General features: G+C 54.1%; 18 protein-coding genes, 3 pseudogenes and 1 CRISPR repeat array. Of the genes and pseudogenes, 11 read left to right on the forward strand and 10 right to left on the reverse strand.

What is annotated here, in order from left to right; all coding sequences use genetic code 11:
• Positions 1–607: direct repeats of the CRISPR family, unit length 31 nt; unit sequence GGTTCAGTTCTCATTACCCCTGATAGACTTC.
• 49 nt (positions 608–656) lie between these two features.
• The 3 genes from cas2 to cas9 are packed head-to-tail and all read right to left on the reverse strand — an operon-like array spanning position 657 to position 5,188.
• Entirely contained in the window at positions 657–986 is a 330-nt protein-coding gene (cas2, locus tag HMPREF1287_RS10020) for a CRISPR-associated endonuclease Cas2 (RefSeq protein WP_034653398.1), read from the reverse strand.
• Positions 970–1,884 carry a type II CRISPR-associated endonuclease Cas1 gene (cas1, locus tag HMPREF1287_RS10025; RefSeq protein ID WP_023016676.1) on the reverse strand — a complete coding sequence of 305 codons (915 nt, stop codon included), beginning with the start codon at positions 1,882–1,884 and terminating at the stop codon, positions 970–972. The genes cas2 and cas1 overlap by 17 nt, the downstream gene beginning before the upstream one ends.
• A gap of 4 nt (positions 1,885–1,888) precedes the next feature.
• Positions 1,889–5,188: a type II CRISPR RNA-guided endonuclease Cas9 gene (gene cas9, locus HMPREF1287_RS10030; protein ID WP_005276774.1), complete on the reverse strand. Its 3,300-nt coding sequence runs from the start codon at positions 5,186–5,188 to the stop codon at positions 1,889–1,891.
• Between the two features lie 255 nt (positions 5,189–5,443).
• Between cas9 and HMPREF1287_RS10035 the strand changes: the two genes are divergently transcribed.
• Entirely contained in the window at positions 5,444–6,454 is a 1,011-nt protein-coding gene (locus HMPREF1287_RS10035) for an o-succinylbenzoate synthase (RefSeq protein WP_023016677.1), read from the forward strand.
• 61 nt (positions 6,455–6,515) lie between these two features.
• On the opposite strand, the gene HMPREF1287_RS10040 is transcribed toward HMPREF1287_RS10035, so the two are convergent.
• Positions 6,516–7,061 carry an OsmC family protein gene (locus HMPREF1287_RS10040; RefSeq protein ID WP_023016678.1) on the reverse strand — a complete coding sequence of 182 codons (546 nt, stop codon included), beginning with the start codon at positions 7,059–7,061 and terminating at the stop codon, positions 6,516–6,518.
• 227 nt (positions 7,062–7,288) lie between these two features.
• Between HMPREF1287_RS10040 and HMPREF1287_RS10045 the strand changes: the two genes are divergently transcribed.
• The 3 genes from HMPREF1287_RS10045 to HMPREF1287_RS10055 are packed head-to-tail and all read left to right on the forward strand — an operon-like array spanning position 7,289 to position 10,108.
• Entirely contained in the window at positions 7,289–8,458 is a 1,170-nt protein-coding gene (locus tag HMPREF1287_RS10045; protein ID WP_023016679.1) for an ABC transporter substrate-binding protein, read from the forward strand.
• Between the two features lie 14 nt (positions 8,459–8,472).
• The gene (locus HMPREF1287_RS10050; protein WP_023016680.1) at positions 8,473–9,351 is read left to right on the forward strand and encodes an ABC transporter permease; all 879 of its coding nucleotides are present in this window, start codon (positions 8,473–8,475) and stop codon (positions 9,349–9,351) included.
• Complete coding sequence (locus HMPREF1287_RS10055; protein ID WP_023016681.1) at positions 9,344–10,108, forward strand: ABC transporter ATP-binding protein; 765 nt, start codon at positions 9,344–9,346, stop codon at positions 10,106–10,108. The genes HMPREF1287_RS10050 and HMPREF1287_RS10055 overlap by 8 nt, the downstream gene beginning before the upstream one ends.
• A 74-nt stretch (positions 10,109–10,182) precedes the next feature.
• Here the strand turns inward: HMPREF1287_RS10055 and HMPREF1287_RS12530 are convergent.
• Positions 10,183–10,338: pseudogene (locus tag HMPREF1287_RS12530) on the reverse strand (IS110 family transposase); the annotation flags it as partial.
• 27 nt (positions 10,339–10,365) lie between these two features.
• A pseudogene (locus tag HMPREF1287_RS12635) lies at positions 10,366–10,647 on the reverse strand (integrase core domain-containing protein); the annotation flags it as partial.
• Positions 10,648–11,028: 381 nt separating this feature from the next.
• Here HMPREF1287_RS12635 and HMPREF1287_RS12535 point away from each other — a divergent pair.
• The 6 genes and pseudogenes from HMPREF1287_RS12535 to HMPREF1287_RS10090 all read left to right on the forward strand — a co-directional run.
• A complete protein-coding gene (locus HMPREF1287_RS12535; RefSeq protein ID WP_023019846.1) occupies positions 11,029–12,045 on the forward strand; it encodes an IS3 family transposase in 1,017 nt (338 codons plus the stop codon).
• Positions 12,029–12,940, forward strand: coding sequence for a hypothetical protein (locus HMPREF1287_RS12740; RefSeq protein WP_023016684.1), 912 nt, complete (start codon positions 12,029–12,031; stop codon positions 12,938–12,940). The genes HMPREF1287_RS12535 and HMPREF1287_RS12740 overlap by 17 nt, the downstream gene beginning before the upstream one ends.
• Before the next feature lie 270 nt (positions 12,941–13,210).
• Positions 13,211–14,143, forward strand: coding sequence for an ATP-grasp domain-containing protein (locus tag HMPREF1287_RS10075; protein WP_023016685.1), 933 nt, complete (start codon positions 13,211–13,213; stop codon positions 14,141–14,143).
• The gene (locus tag HMPREF1287_RS12340) at positions 14,143–14,370 is read left to right on the forward strand and encodes an FAD/NAD(P)-binding protein (RefSeq protein ID WP_084519512.1); all 228 of its coding nucleotides are present in this window, start codon (positions 14,143–14,145) and stop codon (positions 14,368–14,370) included. Before HMPREF1287_RS10075 ends, HMPREF1287_RS12340 begins: the two co-directional genes overlap by 1 nt.
• 403 nt (positions 14,371–14,773) lie before the next feature.
• On the forward strand, positions 14,774–15,538 hold the full coding sequence (locus HMPREF1287_RS10085; protein WP_023016686.1) for a hypothetical protein: 765 nt from the start codon (positions 14,774–14,776) through the stop codon (positions 15,536–15,538).
• Positions 15,539–15,674: 136 nt separating this feature from the next.
• A pseudogene (locus HMPREF1287_RS10090) lies at positions 15,675–16,066 on the forward strand (IS6 family transposase); the annotation flags it as partial.
• Between the two features lie 394 nt (positions 16,067–16,460).
• Here the strand turns inward: HMPREF1287_RS10090 and HMPREF1287_RS10095 are convergent.
• Together HMPREF1287_RS10095 and HMPREF1287_RS12345 are read right to left on the reverse strand one after the other, a co-directional pair.
• Positions 16,461–16,703 carry a hypothetical protein gene (locus HMPREF1287_RS10095; RefSeq protein WP_023016688.1) on the reverse strand — a complete coding sequence of 81 codons (243 nt, stop codon included), beginning with the start codon at positions 16,701–16,703 and terminating at the stop codon, positions 16,461–16,463.
• Positions 16,700–16,945, reverse strand: a complete 246-nt coding sequence (locus tag HMPREF1287_RS12345) for a CopG family transcriptional regulator (protein ID WP_023018175.1) — start codon at positions 16,943–16,945, stop codon at positions 16,700–16,702. Before HMPREF1287_RS12345 ends, HMPREF1287_RS10095 begins: the two co-directional genes overlap by 4 nt.
• 530 nt (positions 16,946–17,475) lie before the next feature.
• Between HMPREF1287_RS12345 and HMPREF1287_RS10100 the strand changes: the two genes are divergently transcribed.
• Positions 17,476–18,684 carry an IS110 family transposase gene (locus HMPREF1287_RS10100; protein ID WP_023016689.1) on the forward strand — a complete coding sequence of 403 codons (1,209 nt, stop codon included), beginning with the start codon at positions 17,476–17,478 and terminating at the stop codon, positions 18,682–18,684.
• 222 nt (positions 18,685–18,906) lie between these two features.
• Here the strand turns inward: HMPREF1287_RS10100 and HMPREF1287_RS12795 are convergent, their stop codons facing one another.
• Entirely contained in the window at positions 18,907–19,041 is a 135-nt protein-coding gene (locus tag HMPREF1287_RS12795; RefSeq protein ID WP_023016690.1) for a hypothetical protein, read from the reverse strand.
• 12 nt (positions 19,042–19,053) lie between these two features.
• Entirely contained in the window at positions 19,054–19,671 is a 618-nt protein-coding gene (locus HMPREF1287_RS12540) for a hypothetical protein (protein ID WP_023016691.1), read from the reverse strand.
• Positions 19,672–19,829 lie beyond the last annotated feature (158 nt).

The following is a 19,829-nucleotide window of genomic DNA, read 5'->3' on the forward strand; positions in this document are numbered from 1 at the left end:
GGTTCAGTTCTCATTACCCCTGATAGACTTCGGAAAGCCCCTGGAAGAGGCCGCAAACAGCTGGGGTTCAGTTCTCATTACCCCTGATAGACTTCCCACACGCTCACGACGCCCATCACCCCAGCTGGGGTTCAGTTCTCATTACCCCTGATAGACTTCTCGTTCATCGTGTTCTGATTGTGAGACCGCTGGGGTTCAGTTCTCATTACCCCTGATAGACTTCGTGATAGCTTCCGGATTGGCTCCGGATCGCTGGGGTTCAGTTCTCATTACCCCTGATAGACTTCCCCCCGCGGTGGTGGGGCCACTATAGACGCTGGGGTTCAGTTCTCATTACCCCTGATAGACTTCCTCAACGCGGTCGACACTGCGCAAGGAAGCTGGGGTTCAGTTCTCATTACCCCTGATAGACTTCCGATGCTCGGTCGACACTGCGCAAGGAAGCTGGGGTTCAGTTCTCATTACCCCTGATAGACTTCAGATGCTGGGGCCGATGGCTAAGGAGGTGCTGGGGTTCAGTTCTCATTACCCCTGATAGACTTCAGATGCTGGGGCCGATGGCTAAGGAGGTGCTGGGGTTCAGTTCTCATTACCCCTGATAGACTTCAGTGCGGCCCAAAAAGGCCGTTTAACTGGAGTTTATTGGTGATCCTGCTTCAAAAAATTACGAGTTGGGACGGTTTTTCCTCTACTCCAGCGGGCTCTGCCTTAGAAAATCTGATGGCTTTTGCCCACTGATTATCAGTGACGGAAATTATCCTGATGTCGCCACCTTCTGGGAGAGCTGTCTTTATTTGTTTGACGGTCGAAGCGATTCTAGAAGACAGTGGGAAGTACTGGACATAAACGCTTAGTTGAGACCTGCAGAATCCGAGATCTAAGAGATGGTTTCGGAATTTGTTCGCTTCACTAGTTTGTTTCTTAGATTTAACAGGCAGATCGAACATCACCACACACCACATTGGTTCACTATCCTTCGCTGGCATCGAGGATTCCTTCCCAACGGGGTACGCTTAGATCACGAACTGCTCCCTCGACATACAGGCCATAGTGCTGGCCAAATTCATTAAAAACGGTGCTTAATGATTTTCCATCAGCTTCGAAGGCCCAAGTTAGAGCAGTGGAAATTGCTGTCTTTTGAGAAGCAGCTAATTCATCTCCATAGTTGATGGTTGTGAATACGATCTGGTCCACCATGGGGCGGAAGGGTTCCATGAGATCGTCCACAAGAGCCCAGTTATTTCCACGGCCATGATGAAACACACCGAGTGTTCCAGAGAGTCCAGCACCGGCGATGGCACGAATCCCATAGCCACGCAAAAGCGTGTAGCCGTAATCCAATGCGGAATTCCAACCAGGATCGCCGGCACCGGGTAAGCGCGAGAATGCTTGGTCATGCGATAAGCAGGACCAGTATTTTCGGGCTGCTTGAGCCTCCCGATTCTCGGGATCCCCGGACTTTACAGTGCGAGATAGTTTAACCAGTTCATTGGCACCGTTCTTTTGTAGAGCTTTCAATACGGACGCCTGACCGTGGATTTTGGCAGCGACTATCCGAGTCCAGGCCTGTTTCTTTTTAGGAACAGAGAGCTGCGCTTGTGCTTGCTGTCGTGCACCCAACCGTGAGTGCTGATTCCATGGGTAGGCCCCAGACACTGGAACGCCCCGCCAATCGCAAACTAATAATGCGATGTCATAGTCACCAAACTTCTGAAGCACGGCACCACTGATTGAGCTCTTGGATCCGATCAGAACTACTGCAATTTGGGATAGGGGTATAGCGACATCGTCGGCATCGACCTTGCTGATGACGAGTTGGCCCCGAGAATATCGAAGTGAACCGTGAAGATTTAGACAGTCTATTACTCGCCATCCAGCATTCATTTTCTTACTCCGCCTTCCACGAGATTGGAAGGTGCGCATTGCTGGTGAGCCTTGCTCTGCCCAAAGCATCACGCCTTACCACCGTAACGTGTCCCTCACCAAAGAGCTTATTTATAGCAGGCAGCCAACCTGGTCGGTCAATAATCTTCTTAGCACCTATCGAAGTATCTTCACGCAGACCTTCTGCGCTCATTTGGAGTGGTCGGAGCCTTAACGTGGATGGGGAGTAAAATCCGTCCAACCGCCAACGTCGGACTTGACCGAGCTCGCTTTGCATCTCCGCGATTTGGCCGGTATTGAAGTTAGACGTATCAATGACCAGCTCGTCATCGGTGACGAGCCAACCTAGGTACTCTGCTGTATTTTCTGCCAGTGCCTTTCGCAGCTTTGGTTCTGCTTGTCGGACAGACATGGTTTGCGGCTTGATTTCAACAGAAAACAGGTCTTCGTGACGGTGTCGAATGAGATCGGCGTTATAGACGCGAAGCATGCAGTAAACCGGCGCTTTCTTACCGGGAATCTTGTAAATGCGTGCATGGTGGAAGCGGCTCAGCTCGGCATAGCCGCCACGAACCTTGATGGCTCCCGCACCTACAGGGAAGACTTCAATGTCATCTTCTGCGTCATACCAAGTACCGTGAATGCGGATCCGTCGATCTGGGTTTTCTGGAAGTCCGTTATTTTCATCGAAGTCCGGTTCTCGGGTAAGCGCACACCACAAAGCTTCACTAGAGGCACGGTCGATATCGGTGACGGAGATGGCGTCGCCGACTCGGATGGTCTTCAATTCGCCAATGCTATCTTCGTGTGCACGCCCATTTCCTAGGCGTAAACGCAAGTTGGAGGTGACGGCGATGCGATCTTCATCCAGTGCCTTTTGCAGCAGGACAGCCAGTTTTTGCATTTTGGGAAGCCAAGCATTCCACGCAGCGCGGTGCTCTGCATCGGATCCGGTGAATTCTTTCCATTGTTCGGCAGCCTGTAGAAGCTGAGCTTCACGCTTTTTATTGGAACGAATGGCTAGAGTTTCCGCGACATAGTTTTGGGTAAACGCAACGACTGCCGCATCGACTGCATGGTGACGTCGGTCGAGTCGGGACTTTCCAGTTCCGTCAATAAACCGTAGCTTGTCGGAGATACCTGCAGCTCGGCGCGCTTCTGCAGTAAGCTCACCACGGTAGACGTTGACCACAGTATTTTCTTCCTGGAACCGTTGCGCCACTCGGCCGCGCAGCTCATTTGCCATCCACGCTACTGATTCCATGGAACGAGCATCTAAAGGTTCATCGACAACGGTGCGTTTTAACCGGTCGCAGACGTTCTTGCGGAATTTCTTGAAGTCTTTTGAAGTCATTCCGGAGTCTTCTGACCAGTGTCGTGTCCTATCAAGTGCCTCTTTGACGCTGACGCCTGGAATATTGGTTTGCGCAGCCCACACAGCAAAAGGAATGTTCTTTTTTGCCAAGTTGCAGCGATGACAGGTGGCAACCAAGTTGTCCCTGGTATTTGTAGAGCCTTCGCCCGCACGCGGAACAATATGGTCCATCTCGCAGGTTGTGTAGGTAATAGGAGAACCGCAGTACGCGCATTGGCAGTTCTGTCTTTGCACGGATTGGTAGCGCCACAAATCCGAACTGCGCAGTTTTCCGTCGATTCCTAGGTTTTCCTGCATTTGCTTGAAGAGCTCTCGGTTCCGCTTGTGGCGGGCGTTGTTAGCTCGGTCAATTTCATTGGCTTTGGATTTGCTAATGAAGCCATCGCGAACGTGCTCGATCACCACAGATTTGGGAGCGCCCCATTCATCTGCTGCAGCTTCTAACCACCGTGCCACTCCTTTAAGGACACGGTCTACGGCTGGATTGCCAACGGGTTCACCAATTCGAGGCGCGGGAGGTGCCCAGTCTTTGGGGATATCAAACTCAGCTAGGCGGGCTTCATAAAGATCCAAATTTTCGTCGAGCATTCGGCTAGTCAGACGCATCAAGGTGTCTTCGCTGTAGGCAGCACGCCCAATTGGGAGGTGAAGGGAATCTAGTTTCTCTTGTTCAGATTCATCTAAATTGGCGAAGAATGCTTGAGTTTGTGCTCCGGCTGGGGAGTCGAAGTCTTCCACCTCGGAGTTGGATAGGGCCTTCAGCATCGCAGCACGCTCATCGTCGTTGGCGCCTTCCCACCAGTGCACGAGGGGTTTTATCTTGCACCCCAGGATAGTTCTGTTGGTATCGTGCACCGGGGGTGCAGCTCCGGCGCGTTCACCATCATCGGTCATCGTGGCAGTGCCGTGGAGCTGGCCTCTGTCGATGTTTAAGACCTCGGCAACTTTGAGCCACGACGGCTCCTCTTTATGCGAGAGGTTGATCAGGTAGTTAAAGACGATGAGTTTTTCGTCTCGGTCGAGAGGAGTAGAAACACCGTCGCGGTAGATACGCAGGTTTCCAGCCAAAGCGACGATTCGGTATTGCTGAAAAGCGTCCGAAGCTTTTAGAGCACGGGGTAGCTTTGGTTGCAGCGGGTCTTTTCCTACGCGCCCAATTTGTGCGCCCTTGGGAGATTCTGCGGCGAAAACAAGATCCAAAATCTGCTTTCGGAGGGCGTCATCAATTTTCTGCACTCGGCAGATTTCGTTGATTTCACGAGCGTGATCAATCTGATGAAGACGAGCCGAGATTACTGCTTGGTTAACCTGCTCCTGTGGTTTCTTTTCATCCTTTTTCTTCCCGCCACCGCGCAGCCTGTCCTTGCCAAACTGCGCAAAGGAAATTAGCTGGCCAACGGTAACGGTTTCCGGAATCTTGTGGCCAGTGGACTCCTCGAGTTCTTTGCGGATCTGTTCAAAGGCATCGCTCGGTTTGTCGGGAGAGTACAAGCTCGATACTTTCCAGTACGGATTCCGCCAGCCACGGTGGTTGGCTATATGGCGGAAAGCGATGGAGAGGTACATTCCTCGTTGGGCATCGTCGGAGATATATCCATTGACCAACGCAACGCGTGCGTTCCAGGGGAGATAGGGATCGGAGTAATGCTCAAAGGGGCGAGTTTCCCATCCTTGGGAGGTGAGAAACTTTTCCAGATTTATCATGCGGCGACGACGGCGACGATAAAGGCGACGAGTTCGTCGAGCTACGCCAGAAGAAGCAAGCCTCGTTACCGCCCGCTTTTGCTGGTCTGGATCTAGTCCAGAATCGTGAATAAGCGATACCGAGCTCAGGATATTGACTGGCTGGTCATTATCATCTACTTCAATGGCGGTGCATCCCAGAGAATAGGTGCCAACATCGATGCCAACGCGGTAGGAGAGGGACACGAGGAAAGTCCTTTCAGATATAAGAAAAGCCGAACCCGAAGGTTCGGCTGGAGCATTCAACGCCGGAAACGAGCCGACGCTTACTGAGGTTCAGTTCTCATATAAGAATATAACTTATTATCCGGAACATTTGTAGATCAGGCAGAATATATCCACCTATTGGGGGTAAATATTAACCCTGCTGAGTGGCTCCGATGAGCAACTGTGGCCATCCCAACTTAGGTAGGGGTAAATAATGCCGGATAGTATGGCTCTATGAACATAGATGACGTTCTCGACCGCGCCCACGTAGTCTCCCTCCCACTGGCCGTGAAGTTTCGCGGCATCACCACGCGGGAGGCACTGCTTATTGATGGGCCTGCCGGTTGGGGTGAATTTGCGCCGTTCCTGGAATACGGGCCCGCGGAATCAGCCGCGTGGCTGCGCGCCGGGTTGGAGGCTGCTTACGAGGGCTTTCCTAAACCCGTCCGCGAGTGGGTAGAGGTCAATGCCACCGTTCCCGCCGTTCCCGCCAGCGAGGTCCCGGCGATTGTGGATCGCTACCCCGGCTGCCGGACGTTCAAGATCAAGGTGGCGGAGAAGAGCCAGACGCTTGCCGATGACATCGCGCGCGTCCACGCCGTCCGCGAACACGTGAGCGCCCGGGGCGTTATCCCGGTGCTGCGCGTGGATGCCAATGGCGGCTGGAGCGTGGCAGAGGCGGTAGAGGCCGCCCAGGCGCTCATGCCTCTGGACTATATGGAACAACCCTGCGCCAGCGCGGAAGAACTGGTGGAGGTGCGCAGGCAGCTCATGCGCAATGGGCTTTTTGTGCGCGTGGCCGCGGATGAATCCATTCGCAAGGTTGAGGATCCGTACCGCGTGGCGGATCTGCAGGCAGCCGATGTGGCGGTGGTCAAACCCGCGCCGCTGGGCGGGGTGCGCCGCGTCCTCGACGTGGCACAGCACCTGCGCGAACGGCACATGGATATTACGGTGGCCTCGGCGCTGGATACTTCCATTGGCATCAATATGGGCTTGGCTGCGGTGGCGGCGTTGCCACAAATCTACGACGACGAAGATATCGACGTCACCCCGGCCGCAGCGGGCCTTGCCACGGGCAGCCTCTTCGAAGAAGATGTCACCGCGCCCCGCCAGCTACACGAAGGCCACCTGCGCGCCGAGATCCTCGCCCCAGAACCGGACCGCCTGTCCGCCTTGGCCGCCCCGGCTAGCCGCCGCGAGTGGTGGTTCGAGCGCCTGCGGGAATCGTGGCAATTCCTGTAGTTGCTCCTAAAGCATAAGAAAAGCGCCTGGCACTTGCCAGGCGCTTTTATCTATCTAAACCTTAGACCAACTCGTGGGTGAGGTTGGCCGGGCGGGTGTAGGTATTAACAACCGGGGACCACTTGATGGCGTCGTCCACGATCTTCTGCAGGGTTTCCTGGTCGGCGTCGCCGTCGATGTTGACCTTAACGTTGACGTCGGAAACGCCTGGGCGCTTGTCCTCGCTCAAGTCACCAACGCCCCAGGTTGGGGAGAGGTCGATGTCACCGACGATGTCGAGCTCCAGCTTGGTCAGGGTAACGCCGCGGTGCTGAGCGATGGCTTGGATACCAACGTTAATGCAGGCGCCAAGACCAGCCTGGGCGACCTCGGTGGGGTTGGGGGCGGAGTCATCGCCAAGCAGCGGCAAAGGCTCGCCCACCTTGATGGTGTGGTCGCGCACGGTGGTGTTATTGCGGAAGAAACCGTCAGCCTCGGTGTGGGTGCGGACGTGCTTCTTGGCACCCTCAGGGTTGTCGATGTTCTTCTGTGCTAGGTCGTTGAGCTTCTCGCCATCAATGGGCTCGAGAGCGTCGCCTTCGTTGTGGTTTGGGGTGAGATCAGACATTAAATTGCTCCTTGTATCAGATGTTTATTAACTGATGGCGCCATGGTAACGCGAAGGCAAATATAAATCTAGAACAAGGGGTCTATTTTGTAGAGAATGCCAGGTCTAGAGTGAATATAAATGTGTGCACCGCATTTGCTGACCTGTGAATTTAGAAATTGACACCGTAGTGCGCCTAGCCTAGGTTTGTTCTGAACAAACCACTTGGTCTAGTTAAGAAAGAACGCATGGTTCACGATCTGAAGCTGTCGCGACGGCAGATACTGCGCAGTGCAGTAGCAATGGGCGGAGTAGCAGTGGGCTCGCAGGTGCTCTCTGCGTGTTCCTCGCCGCGACAGGAGGACAAGGCTCAGTCCGGGACATCCGGGCGGGGCGGGGAAACCCTCACCATCGGATTCGTGCCCATCGCGTGCGCGTCCCCGCTGGTCGCCGCCGACGGGCTGGGCGCCTTTGCAAAGCAGGGCCTCAACGTTGAGCTGCGCAAATTCGCGGGATGGGCAGATCTCTGGACCGCCTATGCCACCGGCGCCTTAGACGTGGCGCACATGCTCTCGCCCATGCCGCTGGCCATCGATGCCGGTGCCACCAATGCCTCCCGGCCCACCGAGTTGGCCTTTACGCAAAACACCAATGGGCAGGCACTGACCTTGTCCACTTCCCACCTGGATACCGTGTCGCGGCCCGCGGATCTGAAGGGCATGGTCCTGGGCATACCTTTTGAATACTCCGTGCATGCCCTCTTGCTGCGCGATTACCTCGTGGCCGGCGGGGTCGATCCGGTCTCCGATGTGGAGCTGCGCCTCTTGCGCCCGGCCGATATGGTGGCGCAACTTTCGGTAGGCACCATCGACGGCTTCATTGGCCCAGAACCTTTCAATCAGCGCGCCCTGACTACCGGATCGGGCCGGGCCTTTGTGCCCACCCGCCAGATGTGGGATAACCACCCGTGTTGCTCGGTGGCCGTGGCAAAGGAAGTGGACCGGGGCGTGCGCGACCGCGTAGTCGCGGCGCTGCACGAAGGCGCGCAGTACGTCGATAGCCCGCACCACGTCCACGATTCGGCCTCCATGCTGGCCAAGGAGAAGTACCTGAACCAGAAGGAAGAGCTGATCTCGCGGGCGTTGGCCGGAAATTACACCACCTGGGACGGCAAAGAACTGGTGGATCCACAGATGATTAAGTTCGGCGGCAGCACCTCTGCCACCGCAATTACGTGGATGGCCGCCCAAATGGCCCGCTGGGATCTGGGCGGAAAGGCAATGCCGATGGATGATCAAGCGCTCATAGACGTCACAAAATCCGTCTTGCCGCGCGAGGCCGATCTCACTACGGACCCAGTGGAAATCAACGGCCATACCTTCGATCCCCTGCACCCCACCACCGGATACCAGCGTTAAGGACCCCCACGCTTATGACCACACTGAAAAATCACAGCACTAGCACCAGCACAGCGCACTCCACTGGCACTCACACCGCAGCGCTCCATTCGGGCCGCACCGCCAGCCGGAAGAAGCGGCGGGAGAGCCCGTGGAAGGCAATAGGCCTGGGTATTGCGCTTTTCATTGCCTTCATCGCCATCTGGCAGGCGGTCGCAGCTGCGGGCTGGCTTTCAGATATCGCCCCCACTCCCGCGCGCACCTGGGATAGGGCTGTAGAGATCCTTTCTGATCCCTTCTACCGGGATGGGTCGGCCTCGGTGGGCATCTTTTGGCACATGGTGGCCTCCCTGCGCCGTGTGCTCATCGGGTTTGCCATCGCCATGGTGATAGCCATTCCGCTGGGCTTTTGGCTGGGGTCCTCGGCTACCTTCCGCCGCGCGACCGATCCCTTTGTCCAGATCCTGCGCCCCGTATCCCCGCTGGCATGGCTGCCACTAGGCCTGGCACTGCTTCGCGATGCCGAGAATACCGCCGTCTTCGTCATCATCCTCTCCGCCCTGTGGCCGACGCTGCTTAATACCATCGAGGCGGTTCGCGGGATTCACCCCACGTATAAGAACTTGGCGGCCACGCTCGGCACGAACCGGATGCAACAGCTCCTCTACATCGTCGGGCCGGCGGCGCTGCCAGGGATTATCACCGGCATGCGGCAATCGCTATCGACCGCCTGGTTAGTCATCGTGGCTGCGGAAATGCTCGTCGGCGGCCAAGGCGTCGGTTTCTTTGTCTGGAATATGTGGAACCGCCTCGATATTGACGCCATCGTCGTGGTCATCGTGCTTATTGGTGTCATCGGATTGGTCCTGGATTACCTCGTTGCTTCCCTGCAGAAAGTGGTGCGCTATGACTAATGCCCATATCGAATTTGCTGGTATTACCAAAAGCTACGGCCCAACCAAGATCATTGGGGATACCTCAGTTTCCATTGGGGAGGGCGAATTCGTATCCCTGCTGGGGCCATCGGGTTCGGGCAAATCCACCATGCTGAATATGATCGCGGGCCTCGCATTTCCCTCTACCGGCGAGGTGCGCGCGCGAGGCGAGGCCGTGACCGGCCCAGGTCCAGACCGCGGCGTGGTATTTCAAAATCACGCGCTCCTGCCGTGGATGACGGCGCGTGGGAATATCGAATTCGGGCTGCGTTCGGCTCGCCCGGAGCTATCCAAAGCAGAGCGCGCCCAGATTGCGCAGGACTTCCTCGACGAGGTCAGCCTAGGCCATGCGGCCGACCGCCGCCCATCGCGGCTATCCGGTGGCATGCAGCAGCGCGTCGGGTTGGCGCGCGCCTTTGCCATCGGCTCGGATATTCTTTTGCTCGATGAGCCCTTCGGCGCGCTCGATGCGCTTACCCGCCGCCAGCTGCAGTCGCTGCTGCTAAACGTATGGGAAGAAAACCGCCGCACGGTGGTCATGGTCACCCACGACGTGGATGAGGCGGTGCTGCTCTCGGACCGCATCTTGGTGATGTCGCCGGGGCCAGAGGCCACCATCATCGAGGACATCGAGGTGGGGTTGCCCCGCCCGCGCAGCGGCAGCGAAGACTCCGCGGTGGTGGAGCGGAAAAATGAGCTGCGCGAGCGGCTGCTCGGGCTGCTCGAAAACGGCTAGAGCGAGAGGATGTTCCTATATAGGTTGTCAACTTCGTGGGTGGGCTTGCTGGGGGTGTGTTGACTTTAGGTTGCTGCGGCGTTGAGTCTTTTGCCTTCTTTGCGTTTTCGTTCATAGAATTGCCGGGAACGCTCGTGGAATCTGATCGATGCAAAAGACGATTGCCATAGGGCGTTCTTTAATTTTTTGTTGCCAGCCCGATTGGGCGAATTCGGCATAAGGGCCTGACCCCCGAAATGTGGACACGTCGGGGGTAGCTATGCTGCTTTAGTTAGTGTAGCTGAAGTCTCGGCTTCAAAGACATCAGGAGCTACAAGATTGCACCAGGAGTGGCGCCTTCGGGTGTTGTAGCCCATGCACCACCGAAAGACTTCCTGGCGGCAGCTGATTGGACTTTCAAAGAGTTTCCTATCACGCAGTACTTCCCGCTTTAAGGTGGCGTTAAATGATTCTGCCAGGGCATTATCGGCACTCGTTCCAACCGCGCCCATGGACTGGCGTACACCTAACGATGAGCAGTAGTTTCTAAATGCTTGTGTGAAGTGTCCTAGGTTTTGTTCCGTTTGAGTAGATGGGAAAATCTGGAACGTGCCGAGAAAATTTGACCAGGATGCAAAGGATCGTGTGGTCCGTCTCGTGGAAGATCGCATCGTGGCGGAAAATATGTCGATGCACCCCGCGTGCCAGGCAGTAGCTCCAAAGCTGGGGGTTTCATGGCACACAGCTCGTCAATGGACTTAAGCCTGCTCGCCGTGCAGGAAGAACCCCAGAACCTGTGCCTGAAGATGTGGCTGCCGAAAACGCGAGGCTACGTCGTGAAAATCAAGAGCTACGCGATACTAATGAGTTGTTGAAGGCTGCCTCGGCTTTTTTCGCGTCGGAACTCGACCCGAAACGTTAAGAAATGATCCGGTTCATCGATGAAAACCGGAATCGTTTCACTGCCCGAGTTCATCTGCAAGACGTTGAAAAATAACCGGGCTGGTGGGTTTATCACCTCGCGTGGGTATCGCCAGTCCAAGGCTCGCGGGTTAAGTGCTCGTCGCCTTCGTGATACTGTTCTGGTTGAACGCATTAGTGCTGTTCATCGGGATAATTACGGTGTCTACGGTGTGCGGAAAATGTGGCATGCGCTTTACCGTGAAGGAATCGATATCGGTCGTGAACACGCTACCCGGCTGATGCGCCTGGCTGGCGTTTCTGGCAAAGGCAAAGGCGGATCACCAATCACAACCCGAAAAGCTAACGTGCCTGATTTGCGCCCGGACTTGGTCGAGCGTGAATTCAAAGCCCGGGGCCCGAACAAGCTGTGGGTGGCCGACATTACCTACGTGCGCACGAAGAAAGGCTTTGTGTATGCCGCGTTTGTCACCGACGTTTACTCCCGGCGGATCGTTGGGTGGGCGCTGTCAGATTCGATGCGGACCGAAGCTTTGCCGCTGCAAGCACTCAACCAAGCGATTGTGAGCGCGAGGGAAACAACAGGTCTCATTCACCATTCGGATCACGGATCGCAGTATGTCAGCGTTGTCTACAACCAGCGACTTGCCCAACACGGGATCACTGCTTCCACCGGAACTGTCGGCGACTCCTATGACAATGCTCTGGCTGAAAACGTTAACGGCTCCTACAAGAACGAGCTAGTCCATACCCGCAGGTGGAATGATGTTGTCGAGGTAGAAATTGCGACATTCGAGTGGGGTGTCATGGTGGAACGAGGTAAGGCTCCACCAAAGCTTGGGATACCGAACCCCGGTCGAGGTCGAAACCGAGTTTTGGAAGCAGAACCCGCCACAGGCAATAATAGAAATCAAGGCAAATGCCTAGGAACAAAACTCGGGGCACTTCATCGCTGCTCTCCGCCCAACTTTGCAACAACACCTATTAAGTTAACTTTACGGATTTTGAGGGTAAGGTTTTATGATCCAGTCCAATAAACCAGTTGTAGGGGCGGTTATCGTAGCCCTAGCTGTCCTATGGCAAGGAATCGGCACTGCGATAGTCGGAGCCCAAGTAGACCCAGAGCTATCTACTTTTACTACGTTTTCAGCGTTTCTTATCGCGGCGATTATCTCCACAGTGGTCTATTTAGCGTTTTATCGTAGAAAATACCGAGCTACGGAAACACCGCATCCCCCCATGAAAATGACAACTGCAGCAAGCCTCAATCTGTTTACTGCGGGCGCTTTCTGCTTATTCTATGTTTCCACTACTTTGATGCAGCCCACTGCAGCAAGTGTCATCGAAACAGGAGTCGGCCCTTTTATTGTCGCAGTAATAATGACTTGGTCGGCCAGAAGGCTCAGCAGTTCATTGGTGTCAACAACTGCAGTAGTGGTTCTGGCTCTATGTTTTTTCTTCCTAGGAACGGGAAGCAGTTCACCCCAGTCTTATCTGGGTTTCGCTCTAGCTGTAGGCGCAGGAATTTCTGCGGTAGGAGTGCTTTACTCCTCGCGCTGGGCTACTGAACAAGGGAACAGCGTTCTCACGATTGCAGCAGTGAGGTTTCACTTAGCTTGGATTATTAGCGGTCTCGTGGCTTTCTTTTCCGTGGAAGCGGAGATGCTTCGAGGCTCTACCCTGTCAATCGTCCTGCTATCGGTGATGTGCATTACTTTTCCTATCCTGCTCTTGCAGTGGGGAATTACCTTAGCGCCGCCTTTCATCTCGGCACTGATCATCGCGGCCCTTCCGGCCGTGGTGATGGCTACCGAGGTGGCATTGGGCTCTCAAGTCGAACCAATTCAGTTAACTTTGTTGATGCTCATTGTGGCAATAACCATAAGCCAAGCAATGTGGGGAACACGGAAAAATGAAAATATTAGTAGTTGATGATTCTTCAAGTGGCGCCGATCTGGTGGCAACCCTGCGCCAAAAAAAGGGACGTAGAGGTTGCTACTGCTAACCCGCCGTATGCCATCTCAGCTAACGAAGACGGGAGCATTTCCGATCCATGGGCCCTGGCCCTACTCCGGGAATGTAGCCAAGAAAAATTTGACCTTGTTGTGCCGGGAAGCGAATCAGGAGTATCCATAGCTGAGTGGGTTTCAGCTGAGTTAGGACGGTAGAGAGAAGATCTGGCACCGTCGCCATAAGCAAGGAATGATTGAAGTTGCTCACCAATATGGACTGCGTGCCCCAAGGTCTGTTACCCTATCCCCCGCTTCTGCACAAGACAGCCTTTATCTAGACCCGTCCCTGGTCAAGGATTGTGTTGTCAAGCCTGTGGGAAGCGGGGGCAGTGACCATGTCTATTTCTGCAAAACAGAACCCGAGACTCTTCAAGCGATTACTACCATTCAAAATTCTACGACTTTGCTAGGAGAAAAATCACCCTCCGTGGTTCTTCAGGAGTACGTAGACGGACCTCAATATTTTGTGAACACGGTGACAGCCGAAGGGCGTCATATTGTGACCGAAGTTTTCCGATACGGACTTACGGAGGAATCTGGAGCTCCCCACATATATTCAGCTATCACAGTAGGACCGGAGGACAACCACTATTCCGGTGCCGTAGAATATACCTTATCGCTCCTTGACGCTCTGGAAGTAAACTTCGGAGCCTCCCACGTGGAACTGAGGTGGTCTAAGGGGCAGTGGGTACTTATTGAATACAACGGTCGCTGTATGGGCCCCGAAGTACCCGACGAGGTCTATTTCCCGACTCGCGGTTTCAGCCAGATCAGCGTTCTCGCCACGATGCTAGTGGATGGTTTACAAGCTGCCGAACAGGAAGTACTCGCCGGAAATCTTGACGGGTGTGTCGCCTGGCTCATGCCTATCCCGCAGTCAAACGGTGTGCTTCAACAGTGCCACTGGGATCTTGTCCAAACTCGCCCGACCGTTCAGAGAATCTCGCGGCGACCAAAGATCGGCACTTATATCGATAACTCGAATCGCGTAACAACTGGTGCGTTTGGCATGGTTCTTCTTGGCTCTTCTGACCGTGCTGCTGTTGAGACCGATCTTCAATCTCTTGAGTCTTTCGACGCCCATGGTGATCTGTTTACTGTTGCCCCCGGAAAGGATGCGTGATGACGACCCGAATTGCTGTTATCGGCGCAGGGGTCGCTGCTGCAGCGGTCGCACGACGGGTATCTTCTACTTTCCCGCATATTGAACTCACTATCTTTGACGCGACACCTCCTCAGAAGCACCTTGCTTTTGGCCATGTTGATAAACGCTTGCTATGTAACACAAGTACTTCAGTAATGTCGCTGGATGTCGAGGAACCACATGATTTTGCGGAGTTCCTGGGATAGAATAAACAAGAGTCCAGTTCTGTATTCTCTTCAAGAAAAAAGTACGGATCTTACTTGCAACAGGCTCTACCCTCTGAGAGCGGCAGCTGCGATGGCCGTCTTCAGTACGTACTCGATTCGGTCATTTGTGTAGAAGATTCTGCAGCCCCTGTCCTCATTCATACTGCGCGTCACGGGCTCTTTAAAGCCGATTTCGTCATCATCACAGGTGGCCGAAAACAGCACGGGTCCCTTCATCTTGCCAGTCATACCGTGATACGGTCCCAGTTTTCCCAGCCCCTATGACCCCAGTTTTTCACACTGGCTAGAAAACCATCCCACTTCCCGCATCGGTATTTTAGGTACTGGCCTCTCTGCCGTGGACGCCGCACGATTAGCGTTATTTGAGGGGGTGGAGGCAGTTATGCTTAGCCCCAGCGGCCAGCTTCCCGGGGTACGTACTTCGCTTCAGTTAAACGCCCCAAAGGAAATGCCAGCAGAGGAGTTCCGTGCACACTCCCGCAGCGTAGAGGATTTTAGACAATACGCCATTCAGCACGCCACCTCCCTCGGCTGGTATCCGGGACGTCTTAGGGAGCCCCTCCCCAGGAATGGCACTGATCGTTTTCTGCTGGACTATGAATTAGCTGAAAATGGTTATTCTGTGTGGGAAAAAATGATCGGTCGCATGGTGGACCTAGCCAATCAGACCTGGTCACCTCTAAAAGTCTCCCTAAGGCAGACTCTCCTCAATGGGATATCAGATTGGATACATCGTTACGTGACCGCCATGCCTGTGCAAGGCGCGAAAAACCTACGAGAAGGTTTTCACGCAGGGAGCCTTGTCCTAGCTCGTGGCCAGGGATCAGGGGAACAAGCTCGAAACGCTGTGGACCTAAAAGATGCTTCGGGTAATTCTCACCGAGTCGAAGCGGTAGTTTGCGCCTGTGGCTATGAGGACCCCGGATGGATCAAATACAACAAAGGAATTTTCCCTGGTCAAATAAAGCCAAACGCTTCTCGCTGGGTCGGTGCCCCTTTAAATAATGGTTGGGGCACTGCGCAGGCCGGTAACAGAGTTCTATTTGCGGGGGAAGCAGCAGCACCGACCACCGCCATTCCAAGCTACGCCCGCACTTCAATCATGCAAGCCAATTTTGCCCTTGATTGGATTAACTCCCACGCATAGGTTGATGCCCCGGGGAGATCGGTCACATCCTCGGGGTGAAAACTGCCTATTAGCAGGCTCCGTGCCTTTCCCGAAAGACAAAGGTGCTGTTGCAAAGTTGGGGCAGTAGGAAGAGCGAGGTGAAATAATCACAGCCATGGGTATCTTCTCCGGTCGTCATTTCCCCGTGACATCATTCTGTGGGCAGTGCGGTGGTACTGCCGCTACGGGGTGAGCTACCGCGATCTGGAGGAAATGATGACCGAGCGGAGCGTGCCGGTCGATCACACCAGGATCTACCGCTGGGTCCAGAAATGCGCGCCTGAGCTGGACAAGCAAACACGGTGGTACCGGCAGGTACCTGACTGGCAAGCTAGTTCCTGGCGGGTGGATGAGACCTATGTCCGGGTCGGCGGCAGGTGGTGCTACCTCTATCGGGCGATCACCGCCGGTGGCCAGACCTTGGACTTTTACCTCTCTCCGAAGCGGAACGTGGCCGCAGCGAAGCGTTTCCTGGCCAAGGCCCTCAGATCCAATGCGTCAGCCGGGTACACCCTATTAATAAAACGGAAGACTCCGTGCTAAACGGAACTTACTGCGCTTTATTGGGTCAAGATCCGGATTCTCATTCCGAAATTATTGCCCCCCACATTGAGTGCTTAATAAGCAACCTCTTAAAAAGTGGAACACAATTACTGGACATTAGGGTACAGCGCGACAAACTGGAAACCGCTAGTAAGAAACGCGCAAAAGCTGCGAGGAGTGTCCGGCTGACTATCGCGGGTGTTTATTCAAGCAGAAGCGGAGATAGGTAGGTGGCTGACTATTCAGAGCGAGATGAAAGAGTTTGGAGTATTGAGGCAGACTATTAATCGCGCGTTAAAGGCAGCGGGGATCTCCCCTAGGGGACGCAGGCGAAAGCCGGACTAAACGTATCAGGACGTTATTCGAGGAGCTTGCTGTAGCGCGGGCGAGCTTTCATCACATGGATTAACAGTTCGTCCCCATCGGAGGCAACAACAACGACGGTTTCCAGCAGTCGAGCATGGGTATCAAAACCGAGGCGGAGTTCCCTCCACTGGCCAGGGTTATCATCAAGAGGCTCTATCCACAGCGGATAGGAAGCTGCATGGATTCCATCGGCTTCTGCGATACCGTGCTTAGTGGCAGATTTGGCTGCTTTCATGCCGCCGTGAGCGTGCTGATTGCTTGACGAACAAGCTCAGATCGGGTGAGATTCTTTTCCGTAGCTAGGCGATCTAGAGCGCAAAGTTCATCGACAGTGAGACGTACAGCAACGACCTGAGCAGGCTCCGCCCCGCGACCGGGGCGTCCGCGTCCGCGCTTTTTCAACACTTCTGGATCGTAGCCTTCTTCCGCTTCGGAAACCCACGTGTCGAGTTGATCTTGAGTGATGTTCACAGGCATGAAAATATCGTATAACGAAAATTGTTTACTGTCGATACATTCCGCATTAACACCCGGCGGGAATCAAACTCCCACAGGAGCGACGTAAGGGGGCAATCCCGGAGCAGGGGTCATGCCATAAGCAATATACGGTTCCCTGCCGCCAGGCAGTTAGATAAAACTCTTTAAGCGCTGTCTTGAAGCGTACTAGAGACAGAAGCCCATTACGTTGTTAGCAGTTCCGCCTGAAGGAGCCCAGGATTCGTACTCCTAGCCCCATGCTGGGGCAGGTTATGTTTAGCTGCGTTCCTTCTGCCTTGGGGCAGTGGAACTAGTCGCTGGCTTCGGTATGGCTTATTTTCGTCCCTGTCTGAAAATGATCCGGGGGGTGGTGCCGCCGAAAGCAGTGACATACTCCAGACTGCTAATAGGAACCTGACCCGCACAGAATGTGCGAGGTCTCAAAGTAATGTGGATGCCAGCGTGAAGTATGTCCGACCACCAGCGATGAAATAAGTCCCATACTCATTCAACTCGCTAGGAGGTCTGGCATGACCTACGACTATGTCATCGGCATGGATGTTGGCAAATACTTCCACCACGCTTGTGTCTTAGATATCGACGGCGCCCAGGTGCTATCTAAGCGCATCAACCAAAACGAAAAATCCCTGCGCACACTCTTTTCAAATTTCTACTCTGGTAACAACAAGGTCCTTGTCGTTGTTGACCAGCCAAATAACATTGGTCGACTAACTGTCGCGGTAGCCCAAGACCTTGGAATTGATGTGCGCTACCTTCCTGGTTTGGCTATGCGTCAACTCTCACGCATCCACGCTGGTAATGCCAAAACTGATATCCGGGACGCCTATATCATCGCCCACGCTGCAAAGAACCTTCCGGAATCCCTCCGCAGCGTCGACCGCGTCCAAGAAGCCTTCCTCCAATTGAAGGTCCTCAACGGTATCGACGAAGACCTAGCACGCTCCTACACCAGGCTCATCAACCAGATTCGAAGTGCGCTAGTAGGCTGCTACCCGCAATTCGAACAAGCCCTTCGCGGTCAGATAATCCACCGCAAGTGGGTTCTGCACCTACTTGCACGCTACGGCGGGCCCACCAAGATAAAACGCTTAGGTAAGGCCAAGGCAGCTGCCTTTGCTCGACGATATAAGGCACGCAAACCCGAACCTGTCCTCGATGCCATATTCGCTGCCATCTCTGAGCAAACAGTCACTATTGCAGGTGCACACTATGCCGAAATGGGCGTAGCAATGTCGGCGAAGGACGCGCTTTTAAAGCTCGAGCACCGCCAACAAATCGAGCAGGAAGTCATCAAGCTCATCAACGACATCCCCCACACTCAAATCCTGCTATCCATGCCGGGAATCGGACCAAAGACGGCAGCACAAATTCTCATGACCGCAGGCGACATGTCCGACTTTCCGTCAGTTGGGCGCCTAGCCTCTTACGCTGGTTTATCGCCCCGAACGAATCAATCCGGAACCTCGATCATGTCGAACTCACTGAACCGAGCCGGCAATAAAAAATTAAAGAACGCCCTATGGCAATCAGCTTTTGCATCCATCAGATTCCACGAGCGTTCCCGGCAATTCTATGAACGAAAGCGCCGTGAAGGCAAGCGACATAACGCCGCAGTAGTAGCACTAGCCTGCAGACGACTCAACGTCCTCTACGCCATGATGCGCAACCACGAGTGCTACCACGATCCCGCACCATCACAGGAAGACCTAGCAGCCTAGACACTAAGAGCAAAGATAGCCGACCGGGTAAAATCCCAGTCGGCTAGCTGTCATGCCCGAAAACAACACGGCCAAACAACCCCGGCTGAAAAATCAACCCCGGCTAATCCACCCGCGAGGTTGACAAACTATATAGGAACACCCCCTATTTGACGTGTTAAGTCTGATAAAAATCCGGTTCGCCTACTCGGATGAGTGACGAACCGGAGCGAATGTAATATTCTACTTATTTGAAAACAAAACTCGAAGGCCTTTTCCTTGGAGCTTTGGATTATCTTCCATTCGCTTTTTTAGACCAAGGGCATAGCCAATGCTGCCCCCAGCAAAAACTACAATTGCGATGATCCACAGTGGCATGAGGTTCTCCTTTTAGCAGTGGGTAGATACCCATGTCCAGAATACGGTTTCACCTGCAAATGCTAGTCCAGCAATCGCGGGGTTGACAGCTGCTAGAGCTAGTACTTTGCCCCAAGATGCAGCATGTCCTGCACCGACTAGGCCAACAACGTAAGGGCGTACCTGTTCTTTGGAGATGCGCTCTTCCATGGAAGCCTGTAGGCCGGCGATCTGTTCTGGGCTTGCTTCATTAAGACGAGCTCGAAGTGCTTGTGCGCTTTCCTCTGCGGTGATTGTTTTGGCTGAACCGTCAGGGTAAGTAGTAGTCACTTCTCCGGTGTCATTATTGATGGTTGCGGTAACTTCACCGTATTCATCAACTGACAGTGTTTGAGTTGTGAGTCCATGAAGCTCGCCGCCGAGGAAAGCGGGAGTTTCGGCAGGATTTTGACTTACTGCACGTGTTTCTGTGAACGTTTGTGATGGTGGGGCTTGGACTGCCATCGCTGGTGTTTGAGCTGTCGACATAGATACAGCAATAAAAGCTGCCGCTAGGCCTTTCGCTACTTTATGCATTTTATACTCCTTGGGGAAAGATGATGTCGCTGTTTCCAGCACTTTTAGGATAGCGCGCTTTACACCTGGATACATAGATTAATGCCTATGTTAATTATCATAGTTTTGAAATTAATGAGTCAGGCTTGTGAAGAACAAGGTACACCCTATTGTTACGCCGGTTTGGGGCAGAATGTTTGCTGTAAAATAGGGCCACTTCGGCCATTGTTTTACACTTGCATAGTGGGATCTAG

It is taken from the genome of Corynebacterium sp. KPL1986 (genome assembly GCF_000477975.1).
GTDB lineage: Bacteria > Actinomycetota > Actinomycetes > Mycobacteriales > Mycobacteriaceae > Corynebacterium > Corynebacterium accolens.

Coding starts and splice junctions, on each gene's coding strand:
- cas2 (WP_034653398.1), bottom strand. CDS start 986: ATGCCAGCGAAGGATAGTGAACCAATGTGGTGTGTGGTGATGTTCGAT.
- cas1 (WP_023016676.1), bottom strand. CDS start 1,884: ATGAATGCTGGATGGCGAGTAATAGACTGTCTAAATCTTCACGGTTCA.
- HMPREF1287_RS10035 (WP_023016677.1), top strand. CDS start 5,444: ATGAACATAGATGACGTTCTCGACCGCGCCCACGTAGTCTCCCTCCCA.
- HMPREF1287_RS10040 (WP_023016678.1), bottom strand. CDS start 7,061: ATGTCTGATCTCACCCCAAACCACAACGAAGGCGACGCTCTCGAGCCC.
- HMPREF1287_RS10045 (WP_023016679.1), top strand. CDS start 7,289: ATGGTTCACGATCTGAAGCTGTCGCGACGGCAGATACTGCGCAGTGCA.
- HMPREF1287_RS10050 (WP_023016680.1), top strand. CDS start 8,473: ATGACCACACTGAAAAATCACAGCACTAGCACCAGCACAGCGCACTCC.
- HMPREF1287_RS10055 (WP_023016681.1), top strand. CDS start 9,344: ATGACTAATGCCCATATCGAATTTGCTGGTATTACCAAAAGCTACGGC.
- HMPREF1287_RS12535 (WP_023019846.1), top strand. CDS start 11,029: ATGAAAACCGGAATCGTTTCACTGCCCGAGTTCATCTGCAAGACGTTG.
- HMPREF1287_RS12740 (WP_023016684.1), top strand. CDS start 12,029: ATGATCCAGTCCAATAAACCAGTTGTAGGGGCGGTTATCGTAGCCCTA.
- HMPREF1287_RS10075 (WP_023016685.1), top strand. CDS start 13,211: ATGATTGAAGTTGCTCACCAATATGGACTGCGTGCCCCAAGGTCTGTT.
- HMPREF1287_RS12340 (WP_084519512.1), top strand. CDS start 14,143: ATGACGACCCGAATTGCTGTTATCGGCGCAGGGGTCGCTGCTGCAGCG.
- HMPREF1287_RS10085 (WP_023016686.1), top strand. CDS start 14,774: ATGCTTAGCCCCAGCGGCCAGCTTCCCGGGGTACGTACTTCGCTTCAG.
- HMPREF1287_RS10095 (WP_023016688.1), bottom strand. CDS start 16,703: ATGAAAGCAGCCAAATCTGCCACTAAGCACGGTATCGCAGAAGCCGAT.
- HMPREF1287_RS12345 (WP_023018175.1), bottom strand. CDS start 16,945: ATGCCTGTGAACATCACTCAAGATCAACTCGACACGTGGGTTTCCGAA.
- HMPREF1287_RS10100 (WP_023016689.1), top strand. CDS start 17,476: ATGACCTACGACTATGTCATCGGCATGGATGTTGGCAAATACTTCCAC.
- HMPREF1287_RS12795 (WP_023016690.1), bottom strand. CDS start 19,041: ATGCCACTGTGGATCATCGCAATTGTAGTTTTTGCTGGGGGCAGCATT.
- HMPREF1287_RS12540 (WP_023016691.1), bottom strand. CDS start 19,671: ATGTATCCAGGTGTAAAGCGCGCTATCCTAAAAGTGCTGGAAACAGCG.